Consider the following 18,685-nt stretch of genomic DNA (forward strand, 5'->3'; position numbering starts at 1 on the left):
AGATGTGTATAAGAGACAGGATGGTAAGGGGTGGGTGAGGGGTGGCGCAGGCTCGGCATTGTCCTTCGAATGTCTCGATAGGGCCGCAAGCGGGTCGGCAGCTTTGAGGTATAAGCAGCCAGAAGCGGACGATGAGGCACGCCGCTTGCCTACCAGTGAACTGACCCAAGGCAGTCAGGCGCAAGTGGATCGGTCCGCGAAGTCTTCAGACAGCTGCCACCGGCATCGCAACCAGGACGGAGCCGCCTTCCACCTTTGCAGGATAGGTTCGCAGATTTATGCAGGGCGGTGGGCGCGTGGCCGCGCCGGTGCGGTAGTCGAAGGCGCCAGCATGTTTGGGGCATTCGACCTCGTAGTCTATGACTAGCCCATCGGCGATATGGACGGCCTCATGCGTGCACAGGCCGTCAGTGCAGAACACCTCGTCGTCGGGCGAGCGGAAGACGGCGTAGGTCCGGCCTTCATGGTCGAAACGTCGGGCACCCTCCTGTTCGATGTCATCGAGGCCGCAAGCCCTGATCCAATTGGTCATTTTCCCATCCGTAAAATTCGATCGCGGCGCACCTCCGCATAGCCTTCATAGCCGCCCGGAGACCCCGCCTTGGGATCAGTTCTTGGTAGTCGGCGGCGCCACCTGGCCGACCTTGTCGCTGTGGTGAGCGGAAGTACTGACTTCCACACCGTCGCACGCGGCTGTGCGTGCAGATGTCATTTGATGGCCGCCGCGTTGGCACGTGCTTTCTTCTTCTCGTAGCGGGCCTGCATGCGGGCGTCGCCTTCCTTGCTGCCGTCGTGGAAGGTGCCGAACCAGCGGTCGAACGGAATCAGGCCGTCGCCGTAGTTCACCTCGAAATATCTGTGGTGGAGGTAATGGATGTAGGCGTGGCTATCGACGCTGGCGCGTTCGGTAAGCTCGATCTTGTCGAAGCCGACATGGCCAGGAATGGCACCGAAGCCGGCATAATGGAGCTGGTAGAGCGCCAAGAGCGGGTTCGACGGGATGATCAGGTGCCAGAAAGCGACGCCGAGATAGCCGAGCTGCTCCACCGGGTGCATCGACAGCGACGACCAGGGCGACGGGTTGACTGAATTGTGGTGCACCGAATGCACCCATCTGTAAAGCGGTCCCCAATGGATAGCGCGGTGCAGCAGGAAGAAATGCGTCTCGTGGATCACCGGCACCACCAGCGCCAGCAGGAAGAGGTAAACCGGGTGCTCGGCGAAGGTCAGCCACGGCACGTAGCCATTGGCGTACGCGTAGAGGATCGCCACCTCGATCGCGGTCCAGATCGGCATGCCGGTGCCGAAGGTGCGCAGCATGTTGTCGATGTTCTGGTTCTCGAAGAAGAAGGCCCTGTTCTTCTGCTCCGAGGGCCATTTTCCGTTGTATTTGAAGCGGTTGCCCTGGGCTTTCAAAATGTAGAGTCGAAGCTCGAAGGCGCCGAAGAAGACGAGCAGCGCCAGGCAGTTGACGATGAACAGGCGCAGGATCCAGCCGGCGGAGAGCGTCTTCATCACCTCGACGTCGGGCAGCACGAAGCGCCACCATGCCACCGCCGAGACGGCGAAAAGCAGATTATAGGGCAGGAAATAGCTCGGCAGCCATTTCAGCACCGCCAGCGGGCGCGGCGGAAAGACGAACAGCGGCGCGGTGCCGGCCGGTTCGTTCGGAGCCCAGTCGCCTCGCTTGTTGCGCGTGCCGAATTGCAGGTCGTCCATGACGGGCCTCACAGAGACTGAGAGAGGGTGAGTAAGCGGTCATAGGCGGCATCATCCATGTCCACCTGGTGCTTGGCTTCGGGATAGCTGCCTTCGGCGACGTCGCGGGCGAAGGCGCGGAAGGCGCTGATGCGCTTTTCCTGCAGCTCGGCTTCCAGCGTGACGAAGTCGGCATAGCGCTTTGCGTGGCGCGGATAGTGGCCGGTGTGGGTACCCAGCACATCGCAGGAGAACAGGTATTGCGTGTCGCAGGCGCTGCCGCAACCCATGCCCATGGTGATCAGCGGGGTCGAGCGCGTGATGTGATCGGCGAGTCGCACCGGTACGACCTCGACCTCGATGCAGGCGGCGCCCGCATTCTCGAGGTCCTTCGCCGCGCGCAGCACGTTGAGCGCTTCCTCGGCTGTGCGGCCGATGGCGCGGAAATTCGTCCAGGTCGCGCGGTTAGGCACCAGGCCGACGTGGCCGGTGACGGGAATGCCTTCCGCCGCCATTGCCTCAATAAAGCGCGGCGAGTGTGATGAATAGACCGCATCGGCGCCGCGCTTCATCATAGCGAAGCCCAACCGCACGGCCTCCTCAGGCGAGGCGACCGCGCCATGCGGCATGCCGACGGAGAGGAACGCGTAAGGTGCCGCCTGGCGGATGGCTTCCAGATTGTGATCGGGCTCACAGGAGAGGATGACGATATCGCATGCCGCTGCGGCAGCGGCCTCGGCCGGCGTGTCGACATGGAGCTGCAGCCATTTACGGCTGCCTTTGGCGCTCTGCAGGTCGTATGTCGTCAGCCGCCTTGCCACTGGTCATCCTCCCGTTTCGCAAGGGATAGCACCGCGTGCTCGCTGTCGCCGCTTATTCCTTGATCAAATCAGATCAGACGTTTTCGGCCGTGAAGGTGATGAAGCGGATCGGCGGGTTTTCGACGGGCAAGTCATGCAGGTTGAGCGCGGCGAGCACCAGGTCAATGGCGCGGCGCGCCTGCGCTTCTGGCGCCTGGTCGAGTACGACATCCATCGTGCCCTCGCGCAAGGCCTTGGTGCTGCGCTCGGTGAGTTCATGGCCGACGAAGAAGATATCGCGGCCTCTGCCGTGCTTGCGCAGCACCTTGTTCAGCGCGGTGTTGGCGCCGCCGGCGTTGTAGAGGCCGGCAAGGTCGGGCCAGCGCTTCAACGCCTCGTGCAACTGCTCGGCATTACGATCGCCATCGTCAAAGCCGAAAAGGGCCGCGACCGGCTCGAAGTCGCTGCCCTCTTCGATCAGATAATCGAAGAAGCCGCGCACGCGGTCGCGGTGCACGCGGTAGATCTGACTATGGCAGATCGCGATCACCTTGCCCGGCCGCCGCTGCATCTTGGCCATGAGCAGCCCGGCCATGCGGCCAGCGGCGTAATTATCGATGCCGACATAGGTGCTCTTGGTACGGGAGATCTGGGTGACGATCTGCACCGTCGGGATGTTCTCCGCCTCGAGTTTCCGCAAGGCGTCGCTGACCAGCGGATGGTCGGGCACTGCGAGAACGAGCGCCGCGCGGCGCAGATCGGGTTCCAGGATGCGTTTGGCGATCGCCGCCGGCTTCGCCTCGTCGAGAAAGGTACGGTGCACGGCGATCGAGCGATCGAGCGTCGCGGCGATGCGCTCGAAGGCATCGGAAAGACGGGCGAAGAAGGTCGCGTCCGGCCTGACCAGTATCACCTCGATGCGAATGACGCCGCGATGCGCCTCCGGCAGCCGGCGCGGATAATCGAGCGAACGCGCCGCCGCCACCACCTTCTCGACGGTCTGCGGCCGCACTCCGCCCCTGCCGTTCAGGACACGCTCGACCGTGGCCGTGCCAACACCGGCCCGCCGCGCAATCTCAAGGAAGGTGGGCTTAGGAATCTTGATCCTCCGCTGTCCGTACGCCGGAGCCTAGCCGGCTGCACATGCTTTTTCCAAGACATGTGCCTCCCTTCGGCATCGAATGCTCGTGTGCGACCCTCAGCATAGTCAGCCAAAACGTCGGCTTTCGGGGTGCGGTAAGGGCCGCCTCGGTGGCCGACATGAGGCGCAAGGCAGCCCTCCAGAGTTCGGGCGGCGATAGTCGACTTTGGATCAGAAGCTCTGCCACATGGCTCCGCTACCGCTCCTCCACGATCCTTAAATAAGCCGCCGTCACGAACAGCACGATCAGTCCGAACAGGATGCGCCTTGCCCCCTCCGGCATCTGCAGGATCGTCAGCAGCGTCGTCAGCACGGTCAGGATGAGCGCGCCGATGATGGTGCCGGTGTAGCCGCCGCGGCCGCCGAAGATGGAGGTGCCGCCGATGACGGCCGCCGCCACCGAGGGCAGGACCAGGGGTTCGGCGAGCGAGAGCGATGGGGCCTTGATCAGGCCGATATAGAGCAGGCCGGTGATGCCGGCGAGCAGGCTCGAGGTGAGGTAGAGCGCCGTGATGACCTGCCAGTATTGCACGCCCGACAGGCGCGTCGCGCGCTCATTGTCGCCGACGGCGTAGAGCAGGCGGCCAAAGCCGGTGCGGGCCAGTGTGAAGACGATGAGCGCGGCCAGCGGTATGAACAGCAGCAGCGCGTTGGGGAAGCCCCATGTCACGCCGGTGCCGAGCCAGGCGAGGAAGTCGGGGATTTTCGCGCCCGACGCGATCACCGTGCGCTGGTAGACCTGCAGGCAGCCGGTGCCGATCAGGCTGGTGCCCAGCGTCATGATCAGCGGGTGGACGCGGAAGACGCCGACGCCGATGCCGTTGATAAGGCCGATCAACACCGCCGGCATCATCGCCAGCAGGAAGGCGATAACCGGGTCCTGGTTGACGATCTGCGTGGCCATGATGAAGGCGCTCACCGTCGCCACCGTGCCGACCGACAGGTCTATGCCGCCGGTCAGCATGGTCATGGTCTGGCAGCCGGCGAGGATGGCCAGCGGAATGGCGAACTTTATCGTGTTGGCGATCCAGCGCTCGTTGACGATGCCGGGGCGCAGGATCTGCAGGATCACCACCAGGATGACCAGCAGGATGATCAGCGGCACGAGCGGCCGGTCGGCCATGAAGCGTTTCAGGCGGCGGCCGAAGGGGACGGGGGTGATCGCTGACGTGCTCATGGGGTGGGTCCGGTTCGCGATGGGGTGGGTGAGTTCTGTAGGGATGGTGCCCTACGGCGCCCCCCTCTGGCCTGCCGGCCATCTCCCCCACGGGTGGGGAGATTGGCTGCTGTCGCGGTTTTCGCCAATCTTCGACGTTGCAGGAAAGGGCGGGGCGCCAAAGCTGCCAATCTCCCCCCTTGTGGGGGAGATGTCCGGCAGGACAGAGGGGGGCGCCGTCGAGCGCTACGCGCTATTTTATGCCCACCCATCACTGCCGCCCCCGCATCGTGATAAACGCGCCGAACATCACGACCGCCACCATGATGGCGCCTTCGATGATGGCGGTGACGTTGGGGTCGATGGCGAGCAGGGTGAGGTCCGTGCGCACCAGCCGCAGCACGAAGACGGCGACGATGGGGCCGAGCAGGCCGCCCTTGCCGCCGCCGAGCGCGACGCCGCCCAGCACCACGGCGGCGACGCTGGCCAGCAGATAGGGGCCGGGGATGGGCGCGCCTATGCCGGTGCTCATGGTCAGCGCCAGGCCGCCAAAGGCGGCGAACAAGCCCGACAGCGCATAGGCGATGATGCGGGTGCGCTTGACCGGCACGCCTGAGCGGAACGCCGCCAGTTCGCTCGAGCCGATGGCGTAGATGGACAGGCCAAGGCGCGAGCGCCTGAGCGGTATCCAGATGACGCAGAGGCAGACGATGAGCACCAGCAGTGCCTTTGGCAGCCAGGCGTCGATGGCGTCGGGCAGGCCGGGGATCGGCACCGTGCCCGAGATCAGTGCCTTCAGCCATTCGGCGGCGCCGCCGCCCGGCGCGTCGAGCACCAGCAGGGCCGCCCCCTGCAGCACGAACAGCATGGCGAGCGTGACGACGATGTCGGGCACGCGGGTGACGACGATCAACAGGCCGTTGAGCGCGCCGAGGACAAGACCCATGGCGAGTACGAAGGGCACGACGAACAGCGCGTATTCTTCGGAAGCGCCAGCCATCATCGAGGCGGCGGTGACGCTGGTCAGCGCCATCATGGCGGCGACCGACAGGTCGATGCCGCCGACGATGACCACCACCGTCTGCGCGGCGACGGCGAAGGCATAGGGCAAGACTGCCCGCGCGAGCGAGCCGAAATCGCCGCTGCCATAGCCGGGCTGGATGATCCTGGTGGCGATGAACAGCACGATGAGCAGGGCGAACAGGCCTGACACCCAGCCCTGGCGGCGCAGGAAATGGCTCATGGCTTCGTCCCCAAGGCGTCGGAAGAGGGCGCATCGGAGGCGGTGGGGTCGGCCAATATGCCGATATCGGCCTTGGCGCCGCGCGGCAGGCCGTAGGCGGCGCGCATCAGTGCCGGCTCGTCGGCCTCCTCGACCGGGAAAATGTCGACCAGGCGGCCGCCGAAAATGACGATGACGCGGTCGCAGACGCGCTGCACCTCTTCCAGTTCCGAAGTGTAGAACAGCACCGACTTGCCGTGGCCGGCGAGCTCGCGCAGCAGCTTGTAGATCTCCTGCTTGGTGCCGACATCGATGCCGCGCGTCGGGTCGAAGCACAGGATGGTGCGAGCATCCGCCGCGATCCAGCGGGCGATGGTCACCTTCTGCTGGTTGCCGCCGGACAGGCGCTGCACCTCGCCCTGGGCGCGCGTGTCGATCTGCAGCCGCTCGATGGCCCCGAGCACCTTCGCGCGCTCGCGGCGCATGGGGATAGGTCCCCAATTGCGCAGCGCCGCGCTGAAGGGAAGCGCGATGTTTTCACGCACCGAGCGCTGCATGGCGAGCGCCTCGGAGCGGTCGCCCGGCACATAGGCGATCCCGGCTCTGATGGCGTCGATCGGATGCGAGAGTTTCGCCGGCTGGCCGTCGACCTCGATCGTGCCGCCCGAGGGGCGGATCGAGCCGGCAAGGGCGGCGAACAATTCGTCCTGGCCCTGGCCTTCGAGCGCCACGACGCCGGCGACCTCGCCATCCCTGAGATCGAAGGAGACGTCGCTGAGCTTGGTGCCGACGCGCAGGTTTCGCACGGCAAGCCGCGGCCGGGCAGGGGCCGATACCGCCTTCTCGGCGGCGCTGCGGGCGGCGACATGGGTCTTGACGATGCGGGTGCCGAGCATCAGCTCGACGATCTTTTCCTCGACGCCCGGCACGATGTCGACGACGCCGACGGTCTCGCCGTCGCGCAGCACGGTGGCGCGGTCGCACAGCGCCGAGATTTCGACGAAGCGGTGCGAGATGAAGATGACGGCGCGGCCGGCATCGCCCTGGCGGCGCACCACTTCCAGCATCTTTTCGGCGAGGTTGGCGGGGAGCGCGGCCGTCATCTCGTCGAGCAGCAGCACGTCAGGCTCGACGGCGAGCGCACGGGCCAGGTCGAGCACGCGCAGCACGGCCAGCGGGATGTCGCGCGCGGTGTCGCGCAGGTCGAGGTCCGCAATACCCAGTTCGCGCACCCAGGCGCGGAACGGCTCGACCGGCGTGCCGGTCAGCCGCAAATTGGAGAGAACGTCGAGATCGGGGATCAGCGACGGCTCCTGGTAGACGGGCAGCAGCCCGGCGCGGCGGGCGGCGGCGGGGGAGCGTATGTCGCGCGCCTCGCCCCGGATCAGGATGCGCCCGGCATTGGCCGATATGGCGCCTGTCAGGATCTTCACCAGCGTCGACTTGCCGGCGCCATTGGCGCCCATCAACGCGTGCACCTCGCCCGGCAGGACGGAGAGCGACGCGTTGCGCAGTGCGGCAACCGCGCCGTAGTTCTTGGCGACGCCGGAGGCGTCGAGGAGGGGGCTTTGCGGCAACGGATTTGTTGTCAAAACGTGTTGTTCTCGATCTCTGCGGCGTGCGGCAAGCCGGACGATGTCGGCCGGAACGGCGGTTATCCCTTCTCCCCTTGTGGGAGAAGGTGGCCTCGCGAAGCGAGGTCGGATGAGGGGTGCTCCAGGGAGTGCCAGCGTCTCGCTCCGCTGGAGCACCCCTCATCCGTCTCAGCGCTGCGCGCCGATCCACCTTCTCCCGCAAGGGGAGAAGGCAGAAGCGCGTCCGGCCCTTACTCCCCAGGCCCCTTGCAGGCCACGATCTGGTCCTTCGTGTACGTCGTCCAGTCCGGGATCGAGATCGAGACCGGCCATTCGGGGCTGAGCGAGGGGTCGGCGGCGGCCTTCAGCTTGGCCTTGCCTTCCTCGGTGGCGTTTTCCCAGAGCTGCGGCTGCACCAGCACGGTCTGCTGGGCCGGCTTCTTGCCGTCGAGGATCTGCAGCGCCAGCGTTACACCCGCGCCGCCGATCGAGCCGGGGTTGGTGACGGCGGCGCCGACGAGGCCCTTGACCGAGCTCAGCTGGCCGACGAAGCCGGCATTGTCGGCACCGACGATCGGCACCAGCGGCGCCTGCGATTCCACCAGCGCGTCGACGATGACGTTGTCGATGCCGGACGTCCAGATGCCGTTGATCGGCGTTCCCGTCGACAGGAAGGAGAGGATCTGCTGCTTGGCCTGGTCCTGCTGCCAGCCGGTGAAGACTTCCTGCGCCACCTTCACGTCGGGGAATTCGGCCAATGCCTTCTTGAAGCCCTTGTCGCGATCGCTATCGGCCGAAGCGCCGGCGGCGCCGCGCATGTAAAACACTTCGCCCTTGCCGCCCATTTGCTGGAACAGCCATTTGGCGCCGAGATAGGCGTATTCTTCCTGGTTGTTGGAGATGATGTAGGCCGACGGCTCGGTGACCGCCTGGTCGACGGCGACGACGACGATGCCAGCCTTGGTGGCTTCTTCCAGACCCGCCTTGATGCCGGCCGGATCGGCCGGGTTGACGACGATGGCGTCGACCTTGGCGCTGATCAGGTTGCGGATGTCTTCCAACTGGCCGGCGGCATCGGTGTTGCGGTGGGCGATGTTGAGCTTTGCCACCTCGCCGGAGGCCAGCGCCTGCGCCTTCATGGCGCACACCATCTCCTCGCGCCAGCCATTGCCCTGCACGGTGTTGGAAATGCCGATCGTGTATTTGCCGGCGGCCGACGAGACGCCGACGGAGGCCAGCAAAGCAGCGCCCGCAAGCAGCGGGACCATGGTCAGGATTTTCTTCATTTCAGTCTTCCTCCACATTGTTTTTCAGTTTCAGTTCCAAGTCGTTGAACCAAGTCGCTCAGAAAGAGATTCAGGCGGCCCGCTTCAACTCATTGTCCTCCGCATGTCGTTGCCGACATGGTTCTTCCTCACTTGACCAGGGGACGCAGAACGTCGCGGGCGAGCAGAAAACCGCGCTTCACCTGCTCGTCACCGCCTTCAAACCGCCTGTCCTCGTGTTCGATGATGACCGACCCGTCATAGCCGACGCGGTAGAGGCCGGAAAAGAAGCCGCTCCAGTCGACATCGCCCAGCCCCGGCATGCGCGGCACCTGCCAGCCTATCCCGGCCGAGAGGATTCCGCGCTCGTACAAACCATCATGATCAATCATCAAATCCTTGGCGTGGACATGCAGCATGTAGGGGCCGAATTCCCTGATGAAGCGGGCCTGGTCGATCATCTGCCAGACCAGGTGCGAAGGGTCGAAATTCATGCCGACATCGCCGCCCCAGCTTTCCAGGATGCGGCGCCAGACCAGTGGCGAATAGGCGATGTTGTGCCCGCCCGGCCACTCGTCATGGCTGAAGATCATCGGGCAGTTCTCGAAGGCGAGCTTGACGCCATGGCCGCGCGCATAAGCGACGATTTCGGGCCAGATTTTCAGCGCGTCCTGCCAGTTGACGTCGACCGTCTTGGCGGCGTCGCCGCCACAGAAAGTGTTGACGACGGGCACGCCCATATTGGCGGCCAGCACGATCACCCTCTTCAGATGGCCAATGACAGCCTCGCGGTGCGCGGCGTCGGGATGCAGTGGATTGGGATAGTAGCCGAGGCCTGAGATGGTCAGGTGCCTTTCCGCCAGCGAGGCGGCGATTTCCTTCGCCTGCGCGGGAGAAGTCGAGGCGGCGTCGATGTGGCTGGTCCCGGCATAGCGCCGCGTCGCACCAGAGGTTTTCGGCCAGCAGGCGATTTCCAGCGCCTCGAAGCCGGCGGAGCTGGCCCAGCCAGCGACATCGGCAAGCGGCGTCTCCGCGAAGGGTGCGGTGAGCAGTCCAAGTTTCATCATGCCTCCCCTGATCTCTTCATCGTTTCGCGGAAACGCTGAAGAGATCTTCCTTTGTTTTCGCGCAATTCCGGACGCAAAACCGTTTCACACTTTCCTGGAATTGCTTGTGCCGTGTCTTCACTGCCGATGTTCATAGTGCCTATTGTTTGGATCGTTTCAACCTTGCGACCTCATCCTGTTCGAGACTGTGCCGGACAGCCGCCATCGGATCGTCCGAAAGCAGCTCGCCCAGCGCTGACGTGACGGCCGCGCGAAACGTCTCGTTCGCGGCAAGGCCGGGGTCGAAAATCGTGTCGATGGCGAGGATGGCCGAGGCCAGAGCCGGCGCATCGCGCCCGGTGGCGTCGGCGATCCCGGCAACCTTGCCGGCATAGGGTTCCGATACCGGCCAGCGTTTGCCGAAGCGGTCCGAGGCCTGGATGAGATAGGCCATCCAGCCGGCGACCGGCACCGACAGCAGGCCGATCGTATGGCCCATGGCGAGGCGGTCGCGGATCGGGTTGAGCAGGCGCTGCACGATCTTCTGCGATCCGTCGGTGGCGATCTGGTGGTTGCGGTGGCGGATCGCCGTGTTCTTCAGCCGGCCGAGGCTCTGCTCGACATAGGCCGATGGATCCATGCCGGGCACCGGCATCAGCGTCGGCAGCGTTTCTTCGACCAGCATGCGCCTGACGAAGGTGGACAGCAGCGGGTCGGCGATGGCGTCCGATGTATGCTCCAGCCCGGCCAGCACGCCGAGTGTGGCGAGCGTCGTCTGGGCGCCGTTCAGCACCCGCATCTTGAGATGCTCGAACGGCGTGACATCGTCGACGAAGGTCGCGCCGACCAGGTCCCAGCGCGGCACGCGGCCGGCGAATTTCTGCTCGATCACCCATTGCCGGAACGGCTCGCCGACGGCGACGGCGGCGTCCCGGTAGCCGAACCATTGCTCGACGCTGTCGAGATCGTCCTGCGTCACCGCCGGCGCGATGCGGTCGACCATGGCCGAGGGGAAGGCGGCGTTGAGGGCGATCCAGTCGGCAAGGCCATCGCCCCGCCGTTCGGCAAAGCGCCGCACGACGGTTTCCAGGATGACGCCGTTGGTCGGAATGTTGTCGCAGGAGAGCAGAGTCAGGGGCCGGCCATGCGTGGCCCGGCGCAGTTCCAGCGCCCGCGCGAGGATGCCGGGCACGCTGAGCGGCGCATGAGGGTTGGCGAGATCATGGAGGATGTCGGGATGATCGAGATCGAGCGCGCCGCTCGACGGGATGTGGCAATAGCCTTTCTCCGTCACCGTCATCGTCACCAGGTCGATATCGCGCGAGGACAGCACCGTGAGCGCCGGTGCGGCGCTTGCCTGGCTGTCGACCACCTTCACGATGCTGCCGATGATGCGGGCCTCGATGTGGCTGTTTTCTCGGATCAGCCTTGTATAGAGGCCGCCCTGCCGGCCGAGCGTGTCGGCAAGGGTGGGCGGACGGATGTTGATGCCGACAACGCCCCAGCGGTCGAACTGACGTGCCAGCAGGTCATCGGTGTATTCGGCCTGGTGGCAGCGGTGGAACGCGCCGACGCCGAGATGGGCCATGCCGGGGGCAAGGGTTGTCCGCTCATATCCAGGCGTCCGGACAGCTGCCGGAAGCTGGTCCAGCAAGGCCGGCCCCAGCATTTCCGGCGCTGTCGAAGCGGCGTTCACCGGTTTGCCCCGATCACCGACTGCTCCTGGTCGATCACGGCGCCGGTCATCGGCCCGGCCGCGTCGGACAGCAGGAAGACGGCAAGGTTGGCGATGTCGTCCGGCTCGAGCAGCCTGCCGAAAGGCTGCGCGGCATTGGCGGCGTCGAGCCAGCCCGGGCCATGGCCCAGCGTCTCGGCCTGCATGACGCGTTCGGCCGGCGTGTTGGTCCAGCCGACATTGATGCCGTTGACGCGGATGCGGTCGAAACGGTGGGCGTTGGCGGCGTTCTTGGTCAGCGTCGCAAGCGCACCCTTGGTCGCTGAATAGACGGCGAGTTCCGGCGAGCCGCAATGGGCGTTGATCGACAGGATGTTTACGATGGCGCCGGGCTCCCGGCGCTTCCTCATGTCGGCGATGGCAGCCTGCATCAGGAAGAACGGCGCCCGCGCATTGACGGCGAACAGCGAGGCCCAGTCATCGAGGCTGGCATCGAGGAAGGAAGCGCGGTCGGTCAGCCCGGCCGCGTTGACGAGGCCATCGATGCGGCCGAAACGGTCAATGCAGGCCTGCGCCAGCAAGACAGGGGTCTGCGCGTCTCCAAGGTCGGCGGCGACGAAGATGGTCGGCGTACCGATGGCCGACAGTTCCGCCGCCACGGCTCCGCCGCGTGTGCCGTCGCGTCCGGTGATCAGCAGCCCGCCGGCGCCGGCCCGCGCCAGCGTCTCGGCGATGGCGCGGCCGATGCCTTGCGTCGCGCCGGTGACCAGCACGACCTTGCCTTGGAGATGAAGCTCCATTCCTCCTCCCGGAACAAAGTTTCTATTTTTTAAAATATGGAACGGTAATTCCCGATAGTCAATTGTGCCAGCAGCGCCTCATGCGCCGCGTTTTGCCGCCACGCCTTGGGCCAGCGCCATGCCGACCGCCAGCGATGCCGCCAGCGAGCGGAAGCCGGCGAAGTCGGATTCCACAACTTCCAGCCAGCTGTCCGACAAAGCGATCAGTGGGCTGAAGGTGCTGTCCGTGATGGTGACGATGCGGGCCTTTCGTTCATGCGCCACCGCGACCAGGTCGGGCGTGATCGAATTGTAGGGGCTGAAGGAAACGGCCAGCACCGCATCCTGCCTGCCGATGCAGCCGACCTGGTCGAGTGCCGAGGAGCCGACATTGTCGACCAGCACATTGCGCACGCCTTGCTGCGACAAGGTCAGCGACAGATAGGCGGTGACCGGGAAGGCGCGCTTGGAGCCGATGACGTAGATCAGCTCGGCGGCCGCCAGCAGGGCCACCATCTTTTCGAATCTCTCGACGTCGAAGCCCGCCTCGATGCGTCCGAGCGAGGCCTGCGAGGCGCCGACCATGCCGTGCAGGAAATGCATGGCGGCATTCGGCTCCGCCTCGGTGCGCGGCTCGCCGCGCGCTTCCGGCCACGAACCCTTGACGTGCTCCTTGAACAGGCCCTGGAAATCGGAAAAGCCGGAATAGCCGAAGATCTGGGCAAAGCGCACCAGCGTCGAGGGCTGTACGCCGGCCTGCGCGGCCACCTGCGCGATGGTGCCGAGCGCGACATCGCTCGGATGCTGCCACATGAAGATCGCTACCTGGCGCAGCCGCTTGGGAAAATGCACTGTGCCGGAGGAAAGCACCGCGCGCAGTTCCTCGTAGGTCTGCGGCTGGGTATAGCCCAACGCCGCCAGCGAGCGTCCGCGCTTGCGCGTCGCCGCCTCGTCGGCAAGAGATCGTCCCGAAGATTTGCCCGCCCCACTCATGATCTCAGGCTAACGTGGCACAATCGTATTACAATACGGAAATTGGAAATTGTGTTCGAAAGTGGTAGCCGGACTTGAGGCTTGGCGCGTCGCCAAGGATCTGCTCGGAGGAGAAAACATGGTCTACGCAACATCGGATGGGTCGGCGGGCAAGCGGCTGAGGGTCGGTATGGTCGGCGGCGGCCGCAATGCCTTCATCGGCGCCGTGCATCGACTGGCCATGCGCCTCGACGACCAGATCGTGCTGGTGGCCGGCGCGCTGTCGTCGGACCCTGAAAATGCCGCCGCCTCGGCCGCCGAGATCGGCATCGCGCCGGAGCGCAGCTATGCCGATTTTCACGCCATGGCGCTGGCGGAAGCCGCCCGGCCTGACGGCATCGAGGCGGTCGTCATAGTCACGCCCAACCATCTGCACGCGCCGATCGCCACCGCCTTCCTCGAGGCCGGCATCGACGTCATCTGCGACAAGCCGCTGTCGACCACGCTCGGCGACGCCGAAGCGCTGGTGACGCTGGCGCGCGCAAAAAAACGCCGCTTCGTCGTCACGCTGAACAACACCGGCTACGCCATGGTCCGCCAGGCGCGCGAAATGGTGGCGGCGGGCGAACTCGGCCGCATCGTCTCGGTGCATGGCGCCTACGTCCAGGACTGGCTGACCAGGCCGATCGACGCCGAAGGGCAGAAGCAGGCGGAGTGGCGCACTGATCCGGCGCGGGCGGGGCAATCGGCGGTGCTGGCCGATATCGGCGTGCATGCCTTCAACCTGGCGAGCTATATCTCAGGCTGCGAGGCCGAGGCGGTGTCGGCGGACCTGTTCACCGCGGTGCCGGGACGCCGGCTCGACGACAATGCGCATGTCATGGTGCGCTGGACCGATGGAGCGCGCGGCACGATCCTGGCGAGCCAGACCTCGCCCGGCCACTACAATGATCTGTCCGCGCGCATCTATGGCGACAAAGCCGGGCTCGAATGGTCGGGCGGCCGGCCGGAGGAACTGCGTTTTTCCGTCTATGGCGAGGAAACCCGCACGCTGGTGCGCGGCGGCCATGGTTCGACCGAAGAAAGCCGCCGCGTGTCGCGCATGCCGGCCGCGCACCCGGAAGGCTATATCGAGGCCTTCGCCAATTTCTACCGCGACGCCGCCGACATCATCCGCGCGCATCGCTCCGGTGGCGTGGTCGATGCCGCGCGCGCGGCGCGGGTGCCGGATGTGGTCGACGGTGCGCGCGGCGTGAAGTTCGTCGCCGCGGCGGTGGCGTCGAACGCGGCGGGCGGTGCGTGGACGGCGGCACGGTTTGCGGGGTGACAGCCGATCTCTCCACGAGGGGAGATCGGCAGCTTTGCCGCCGGCAATCACCCGATCCCCAGCCGCTTCGCCAGATCCGACAGCATCGGGCGCTGGCCCTGCAGAAGTTTTGCCTCCGCCTCCGGCAGGCTGAACCAGCCGGCCCTGTCGACCTCAGGAAATTCTTTCATCGACCCGGACCTTGGCGGCCATTCCATGGTGAAGCTGTTGCTCTTGATGGCGGCCACATCGATCTCGGTGCTGGCCTCGACCGACCAGGCGATGACGATCTTGCCGCCTGGTTGCTTGTAGTCGCCGAGGCGCGCGAAGGAGCCGTCGACCGCGATGCCGAGCTCTTCCCCGGCCTCGCGTTGCGCTGCCTTCAGTTCGTCCTCGTCCTCGTCGATGAGGCCTTTCGGGATCGACCAGGCGCCTTCATCCTTCCTTGCCCAGAACGGGCCGCCGGGATGAACCAGAAGCACCTGGATATCCCCGTCTATTCGACGATAAATCAGCAGGCCCGCACTGCGTTTTGCCATTTTTGCATGTCCGTTTGCAGCGCCGGTGCGAGGTTTGCCGATTCTTGAGTCGATCATGCGTGCTGAACTTGCACCGGGAAATTGCGACGCTATGTCAGATGCATCTGCATTGCACCTCGTCCGCGAGTTCGGCAATCTGATAGCATCGATTCTGGGGCGGCGTCGAAATCAGATGGGGCGTCCGGTATGCAACTCGGTCTGATCGGTTACTACAGCGATTTCGTGGTCTATCCGCTGGCGATCGCCCTGTTGGGAGTGGCCGGGCTGATCGAGGCCGGGGAAGAGAGCGCGCCGGACTGGATCGGCACGGTGCTGATCTGTCTTGGCCTGTGGACGTTGATCGAATACGTCCTGCACCGCTTCGTCCTGCATCACGTCCCCTACATCAGGGATCTGCACGACCGTCATCATATCGAGGAGCGCAGTCCGGTGGGCACGCCGACCTGGCTCAGCCTGGGCGTGCATGCGCTGATCGCGCTGCCCATCTGGCTGCTCTCGGATTTCGCGACCGCCAGCGCGGTCGGCTGCGGGCTGATGCTGGGCTATCTCTGGTACATCAGCGTCCACCACATGATCCATCATTGGCACCCCGCCCATCCCAGCTATCTCTACACGCTCAAGCGCCGCCACGCGGTGCACCACCATATCGACGACAACGCCAATTTCGGCGTGACGTCACTGTTCTGGGACCGGATTTTCGGCACGGCGCGGCTTTGAGGGCAGTAGGGCAGTAGGGCAGTAGGGCAGTAGGGCAGTAGGGCAGTAGGGCAGTAGGGCAGTAGGGCAGTAGGGCAGTAGGGCAGCCGTTCAGCGCCGCTTGCCGCGGCCGGCGGGAGACTTGGCGCCGCGAGGTCCTGTCAGCACTGGCGTGTTGTGCTGGTTTTCGTCGGACAGTTTGCGCCAGCGGGCCAAGCGGTCCGGATCGAGCGTGCCGGCCTTTAACGCTGCCTGCACCGCGCAGCCCGGTTCATGCACATGCGTGCAGTCGCGGAATTTGCAGAGCGGAGCCAACTCGGTGATTTCGGCAAACAGCATGTCGATGCCGTAGGCGACGTCGCTGACTTGCAGCGTGCGCATGCCCGGCGTGTCGATCACCCAGCCGCCACCGGCAATGGCGTGCAGCGACCGCGCCGTGGTGGTGTGGCGTCCCTTGGCATCGTGTTCGCGAATGGCTCCGGTCTGCTGCGCCGATCCGGCCAAACTATTGACCAGTGTCGATTTGCCAACGCCGGAGGAACCGATCAGCGCCACCGTCTGCCCCCCGCCGCACCAGGCAGCGAGTGCGCTCGCGGCGCCCGATATGCGCGGGTTCAGCGTCACGACGGCCAATCCGCGCTGCAGCGCGGCGGCCTGGCTTTGGTACGCCTCGGCGTCCTCGGCCGTATCGGCCTTGGTCAACAGGATCACGGGTGTCGTTCCGGCCTCGTTGGCCAGCGCCAGATAGCGTTCGAGCCGGGCGATGTTGAAATCGGCATTGCATGACGTGACGATGAACAGCGTGTCGACATTGGCCGCGGCCAGCTGTGGCCCCCTGCCGCCCTGGACGCGGCGCTCCAGAACCGTCTTGCGGGTCAGGCGACGCCGCACGAGGTGGCTATGCGACTCGACCAGCACCCAGTCGCCGACGGCGTAGGCGCCGGTGGTGGCCTGCGGCGCCAGGGACAGATCGGTATGTCCCGTCTGGGACAGGCCGCTCAGCCGGTCTCGATGCACCATGGCAATGCGGGTCGGGATGAGGTCTGCATCGCCTGGCTCGAGCTGGTCGCCGAAGAACTCCGACCATCCAAGGCCGGCAAGCGATAGGGATGGGGCGCAGGAGGAGGCCGTCACGGCTTCGACCGAGGGCATGGCGTCGCTGACATCGGACAGTATCCTCGGGAAAGATAGGAGAGGCGCCGACCCCTCGGAACGGGCGATCCGCCCACGCCGCTGTATGGGCGGCACGGCGAGGTTTGGCAAGCGTTGCCGGTTGTCGCGGCAGCCCGGTGAAGATAGATTTGTGTCGGGCCTGAAGCTGGGGGTGCGCCGGGAATGCTTCTGCCATTCTTGCATTGGCCTGCAACTCTTCGCCACGGCAGGCTGAAATACCTGGCTCTTTTCGCGCCGTTCATCCTCTTGTCCGGCTACATCGCCTACGGCTTTGTCGGCATCCAGATTGACTCGCCGCTCGCCGCCTTAAGGCACTTTGCCGCGTTCCCCAACTGTGCTGCCGCCCGCGCCGTCGGGCTTGCCCCCGCGCGCAAGGGACAGCCGGGCTATTGGCCGACGCATGATGCCGACAGGGACGGTATCGCCTGTGAACCTTGGCATGGGGGAAGCGGTAGCGGCGTCAGAGTGCATCGCTATTCGCGGACAGGCAGATAGCTCACAATTCCTTTTCCGCCAGTTCCCTGAACTCGTCGGGCACGGAGCGTGCCGCTTCCAGCGCCACCGTGCCGTAGCCGACGGCCTGCTTGCCGAAGCGTTCGCGGATCTTGTCGATGGCGCGGTCGGCGCCGAAGCGGGCGAGGCCTTTTTTGCTACCGGGGCGGCGCTTCTCGTCGGCCAGGCCAAGCGGCAGGTCGAGCTGCAGCTCCGCGCTCTCCTCCAGGTGCGAGACCGAGATCGCCAGCAGCGAGATGGTCTTTTCGCGTGGATGGTCGCCGAGCACGCCGCGCACCAGGTCGCCGGCAATCTCGGCCAGCATGGTGGTCGCCGAGATCGGCTGGTCGAGCGTGATCGAGCGCGTGACGGCGCTGAGATCGGCAAAGCGCACGCGCACCGTCACCGTGCGGCCCGGCCGCGCCTTGGCGCGCAGCCGGCTGGCGACGCGGTCGGCCAGATGCAGCAAGGTGGGCACGATCACCGGCGCCACGGCGGGTTTCTGGCCAAGGGCGGATTGCGCGCCGGCCGAATGCGCCCGGCGCCTGGTCTCCAGTTTCCTCGGGTCGCGGTTCCATGACAGAGCGGCGAGCTTTTCGCCGGCGGCGGGACCAAGCAGCCGCGTCAGCGCGCCGCTGTGGGTCCTCGCCAATTGGCCGATGGTCTCGACGCCGATTTCCGCCAGCCTTGCCTTGGTCGCCGGACCGACGCCCCACATCAGCGAGACCGGCAGCTCGTGCAGGAAGGCCAGTTCGGTGCCGGGATCGACGACCACCAGCCCGTCGGGCTTGGCGACCTGCGAGGCGATCTTGGCCAGATGCTTGGTGCGGGCGACGCCGATCGAGATCGGCAGGCCGAGTTCGGCCCGCACGCGGCGGCGGATCGCCGTGGCGATCTCCCGCGGTTGCCCGAACAGATGCGTGCAGCCTGCGACATCGGCGAAGGCCTCGTCGATGGAGATGCGCTCGACCACTGGCGTGAAATCGTCGAGCACCTTGATCGCCGCATTCCCCAGCCGCTGGTAGTGGCTGAAATTGCCGCCGACGAAGATCAGTTGCGGGCAAAGCTCGCGCGCCTTGCGCCCCGGCATGCCGCCGCGCACGCCGAAGGCGCGCGCTTCATAGGAGGCGGCGAGCACCACGCCGCCGCCG

The 18,685-nt window shown here is 65.6% G+C and carries 18 protein-coding genes; 3 read left to right on the forward strand and 15 right to left on the reverse strand.

All coding sequences use genetic code 11. The features are described from left to right. Window positions 1-205: 205 nt before the first annotated feature. From CK227_RS35750 to CK227_RS35810, 12 genes are all read right to left on the reverse strand, one after another. Window positions 206-532, reverse strand: coding sequence for a MocE family 2Fe-2S type ferredoxin (locus tag CK227_RS35750; protein WP_095776197.1), 327 nt, complete (start codon window positions 530-532; stop codon window positions 206-208). Between the two features lie 176 nt (window positions 533-708). After that, window positions 709-1,719, reverse strand: a complete 1,011-nt coding sequence (locus tag CK227_RS35755; protein ID WP_095776196.1) for a sterol desaturase family protein — start codon at window positions 1,717-1,719, stop codon at window positions 709-711. An 8-nt stretch (window positions 1,720-1,727) separates the two neighbouring features. Continuing rightward, entirely contained in the window at window positions 1,728-2,519 is a 792-nt protein-coding gene (locus tag CK227_RS35760) for a 3-methyl-2-oxobutanoate hydroxymethyltransferase (RefSeq protein WP_095776195.1), read from the reverse strand. A gap of 73 nt (window positions 2,520-2,592) precedes the next feature. Then, a complete protein-coding gene (locus CK227_RS35765) occupies window positions 2,593-3,597 on the reverse strand; it encodes a LacI family DNA-binding transcriptional regulator (RefSeq protein ID WP_095776194.1) in 1,005 nt (334 codons plus the stop codon). A gap of 238 nt (window positions 3,598-3,835) precedes the next feature. Next, window positions 3,836-4,816, reverse strand: coding sequence for an ABC transporter permease (locus CK227_RS35770; protein ID WP_095776193.1), 981 nt, complete (start codon window positions 4,814-4,816; stop codon window positions 3,836-3,838). Between the two features lie 250 nt (window positions 4,817-5,066). Then, a complete protein-coding gene (locus tag CK227_RS35780; protein ID WP_095776181.1) occupies window positions 5,067-6,038 on the reverse strand; it encodes an ABC transporter permease in 972 nt (323 codons plus the stop codon). Beyond that, the gene (locus CK227_RS35785) at window positions 6,035-7,594 is read right to left on the reverse strand and encodes a sugar ABC transporter ATP-binding protein (protein ID WP_095776182.1); all 1,560 of its coding nucleotides are present in this window, start codon (window positions 7,592-7,594) and stop codon (window positions 6,035-6,037) included. Before CK227_RS35785 ends, CK227_RS35780 begins: the two co-directional genes overlap by 4 nt. A 248-nt stretch (window positions 7,595-7,842) precedes the next feature. Continuing rightward, window positions 7,843-8,877 carry an ABC transporter substrate-binding protein gene (locus CK227_RS35790; RefSeq protein ID WP_044548142.1) on the reverse strand — a complete coding sequence of 345 codons (1,035 nt, stop codon included), beginning with the start codon at window positions 8,875-8,877 and terminating at the stop codon, window positions 7,843-7,845. 128 nt (window positions 8,878-9,005) lie between these two features. Beyond that, complete coding sequence (locus CK227_RS35795; RefSeq protein ID WP_095776190.1) at window positions 9,006-9,920, reverse strand: sugar phosphate isomerase/epimerase; 915 nt, start codon at window positions 9,918-9,920, stop codon at window positions 9,006-9,008. Window positions 9,921-10,062: 142 nt separating this feature from the next. Continuing rightward, on the reverse strand, window positions 10,063-11,598 hold the full coding sequence (locus CK227_RS35800) for a mannitol dehydrogenase family protein (RefSeq protein ID WP_095776183.1): 1,536 nt from the start codon (window positions 11,596-11,598) through the stop codon (window positions 10,063-10,065). Further along, window positions 11,595-12,377 carry an SDR family oxidoreductase gene (locus CK227_RS35805; protein ID WP_095776184.1) on the reverse strand — a complete coding sequence of 261 codons (783 nt, stop codon included), beginning with the start codon at window positions 12,375-12,377 and terminating at the stop codon, window positions 11,595-11,597. The genes CK227_RS35800 and CK227_RS35805 overlap by 4 nt, the downstream gene beginning before the upstream one ends. 78 nt (window positions 12,378-12,455) lie before the next feature. Then, window positions 12,456-13,349 carry a MurR/RpiR family transcriptional regulator gene (locus CK227_RS35810; protein WP_095776185.1) on the reverse strand — a complete coding sequence of 298 codons (894 nt, stop codon included), beginning with the start codon at window positions 13,347-13,349 and terminating at the stop codon, window positions 12,456-12,458. Between the two features lie 118 nt (window positions 13,350-13,467). Here CK227_RS35810 and CK227_RS35815 point away from each other — a divergent pair, with 118 nt between their 5' ends. Then, window positions 13,468-14,655, forward strand: coding sequence for a Gfo/Idh/MocA family oxidoreductase (locus CK227_RS35815; protein ID WP_095776191.1), 1,188 nt, complete (start codon window positions 13,468-13,470; stop codon window positions 14,653-14,655). A gap of 47 nt (window positions 14,656-14,702) precedes the next feature. On the opposite strand, the gene CK227_RS35820 is transcribed toward CK227_RS35815, so the two are convergent. After that, window positions 14,703-15,173 (reverse strand): NUDIX domain-containing protein, encoded by a 471-nt coding sequence (locus CK227_RS35820; protein ID WP_095776192.1) that lies wholly within the window; start codon window positions 15,171-15,173, stop codon window positions 14,703-14,705. A gap of 186 nt (window positions 15,174-15,359) precedes the next feature. Between CK227_RS35820 and CK227_RS35825 the strand changes: the two genes are divergently transcribed. Next, window positions 15,360-15,890: a sterol desaturase family protein gene (locus tag CK227_RS35825; RefSeq protein WP_095776186.1), complete on the forward strand. Its 531-nt coding sequence runs from the start codon at window positions 15,360-15,362 to the stop codon at window positions 15,888-15,890. A 90-nt stretch (window positions 15,891-15,980) separates the two neighbouring features. Here the strand turns inward: CK227_RS35825 and rsgA are convergent, their stop codons facing one another. After that, window positions 15,981-17,021 (reverse strand): ribosome small subunit-dependent GTPase A, encoded by a 1,041-nt coding sequence (gene rsgA / locus CK227_RS35830; RefSeq protein WP_095776187.1) that lies wholly within the window; start codon window positions 17,019-17,021, stop codon window positions 15,981-15,983. Window positions 17,022-17,204: 183 nt separating this feature from the next. Here rsgA and CK227_RS35835 point away from each other — a divergent pair, with 183 nt between their 5' ends. After that, on the forward strand, window positions 17,205-17,537 hold the full coding sequence (locus CK227_RS35835; RefSeq protein ID WP_095776188.1) for an excalibur calcium-binding domain-containing protein: 333 nt from the start codon (window positions 17,205-17,207) through the stop codon (window positions 17,535-17,537). Window position 17,538: 1 nt separating this feature from the next. Here CK227_RS35835 and CK227_RS35840 read toward each other — a convergent pair. Further along, window positions 17,539-18,685 (reverse strand): DNA polymerase IV (locus CK227_RS35840; RefSeq protein WP_095776189.1); only part of this gene is annotated, 1,147 nt, incomplete at its 5' end.

This window comes from Mesorhizobium sp. WSM4308, from assembly GCF_002294905.1.
In the GTDB taxonomy this organism is placed as follows: Bacteria; Pseudomonadota; Alphaproteobacteria; order Rhizobiales; family Rhizobiaceae; genus Mesorhizobium.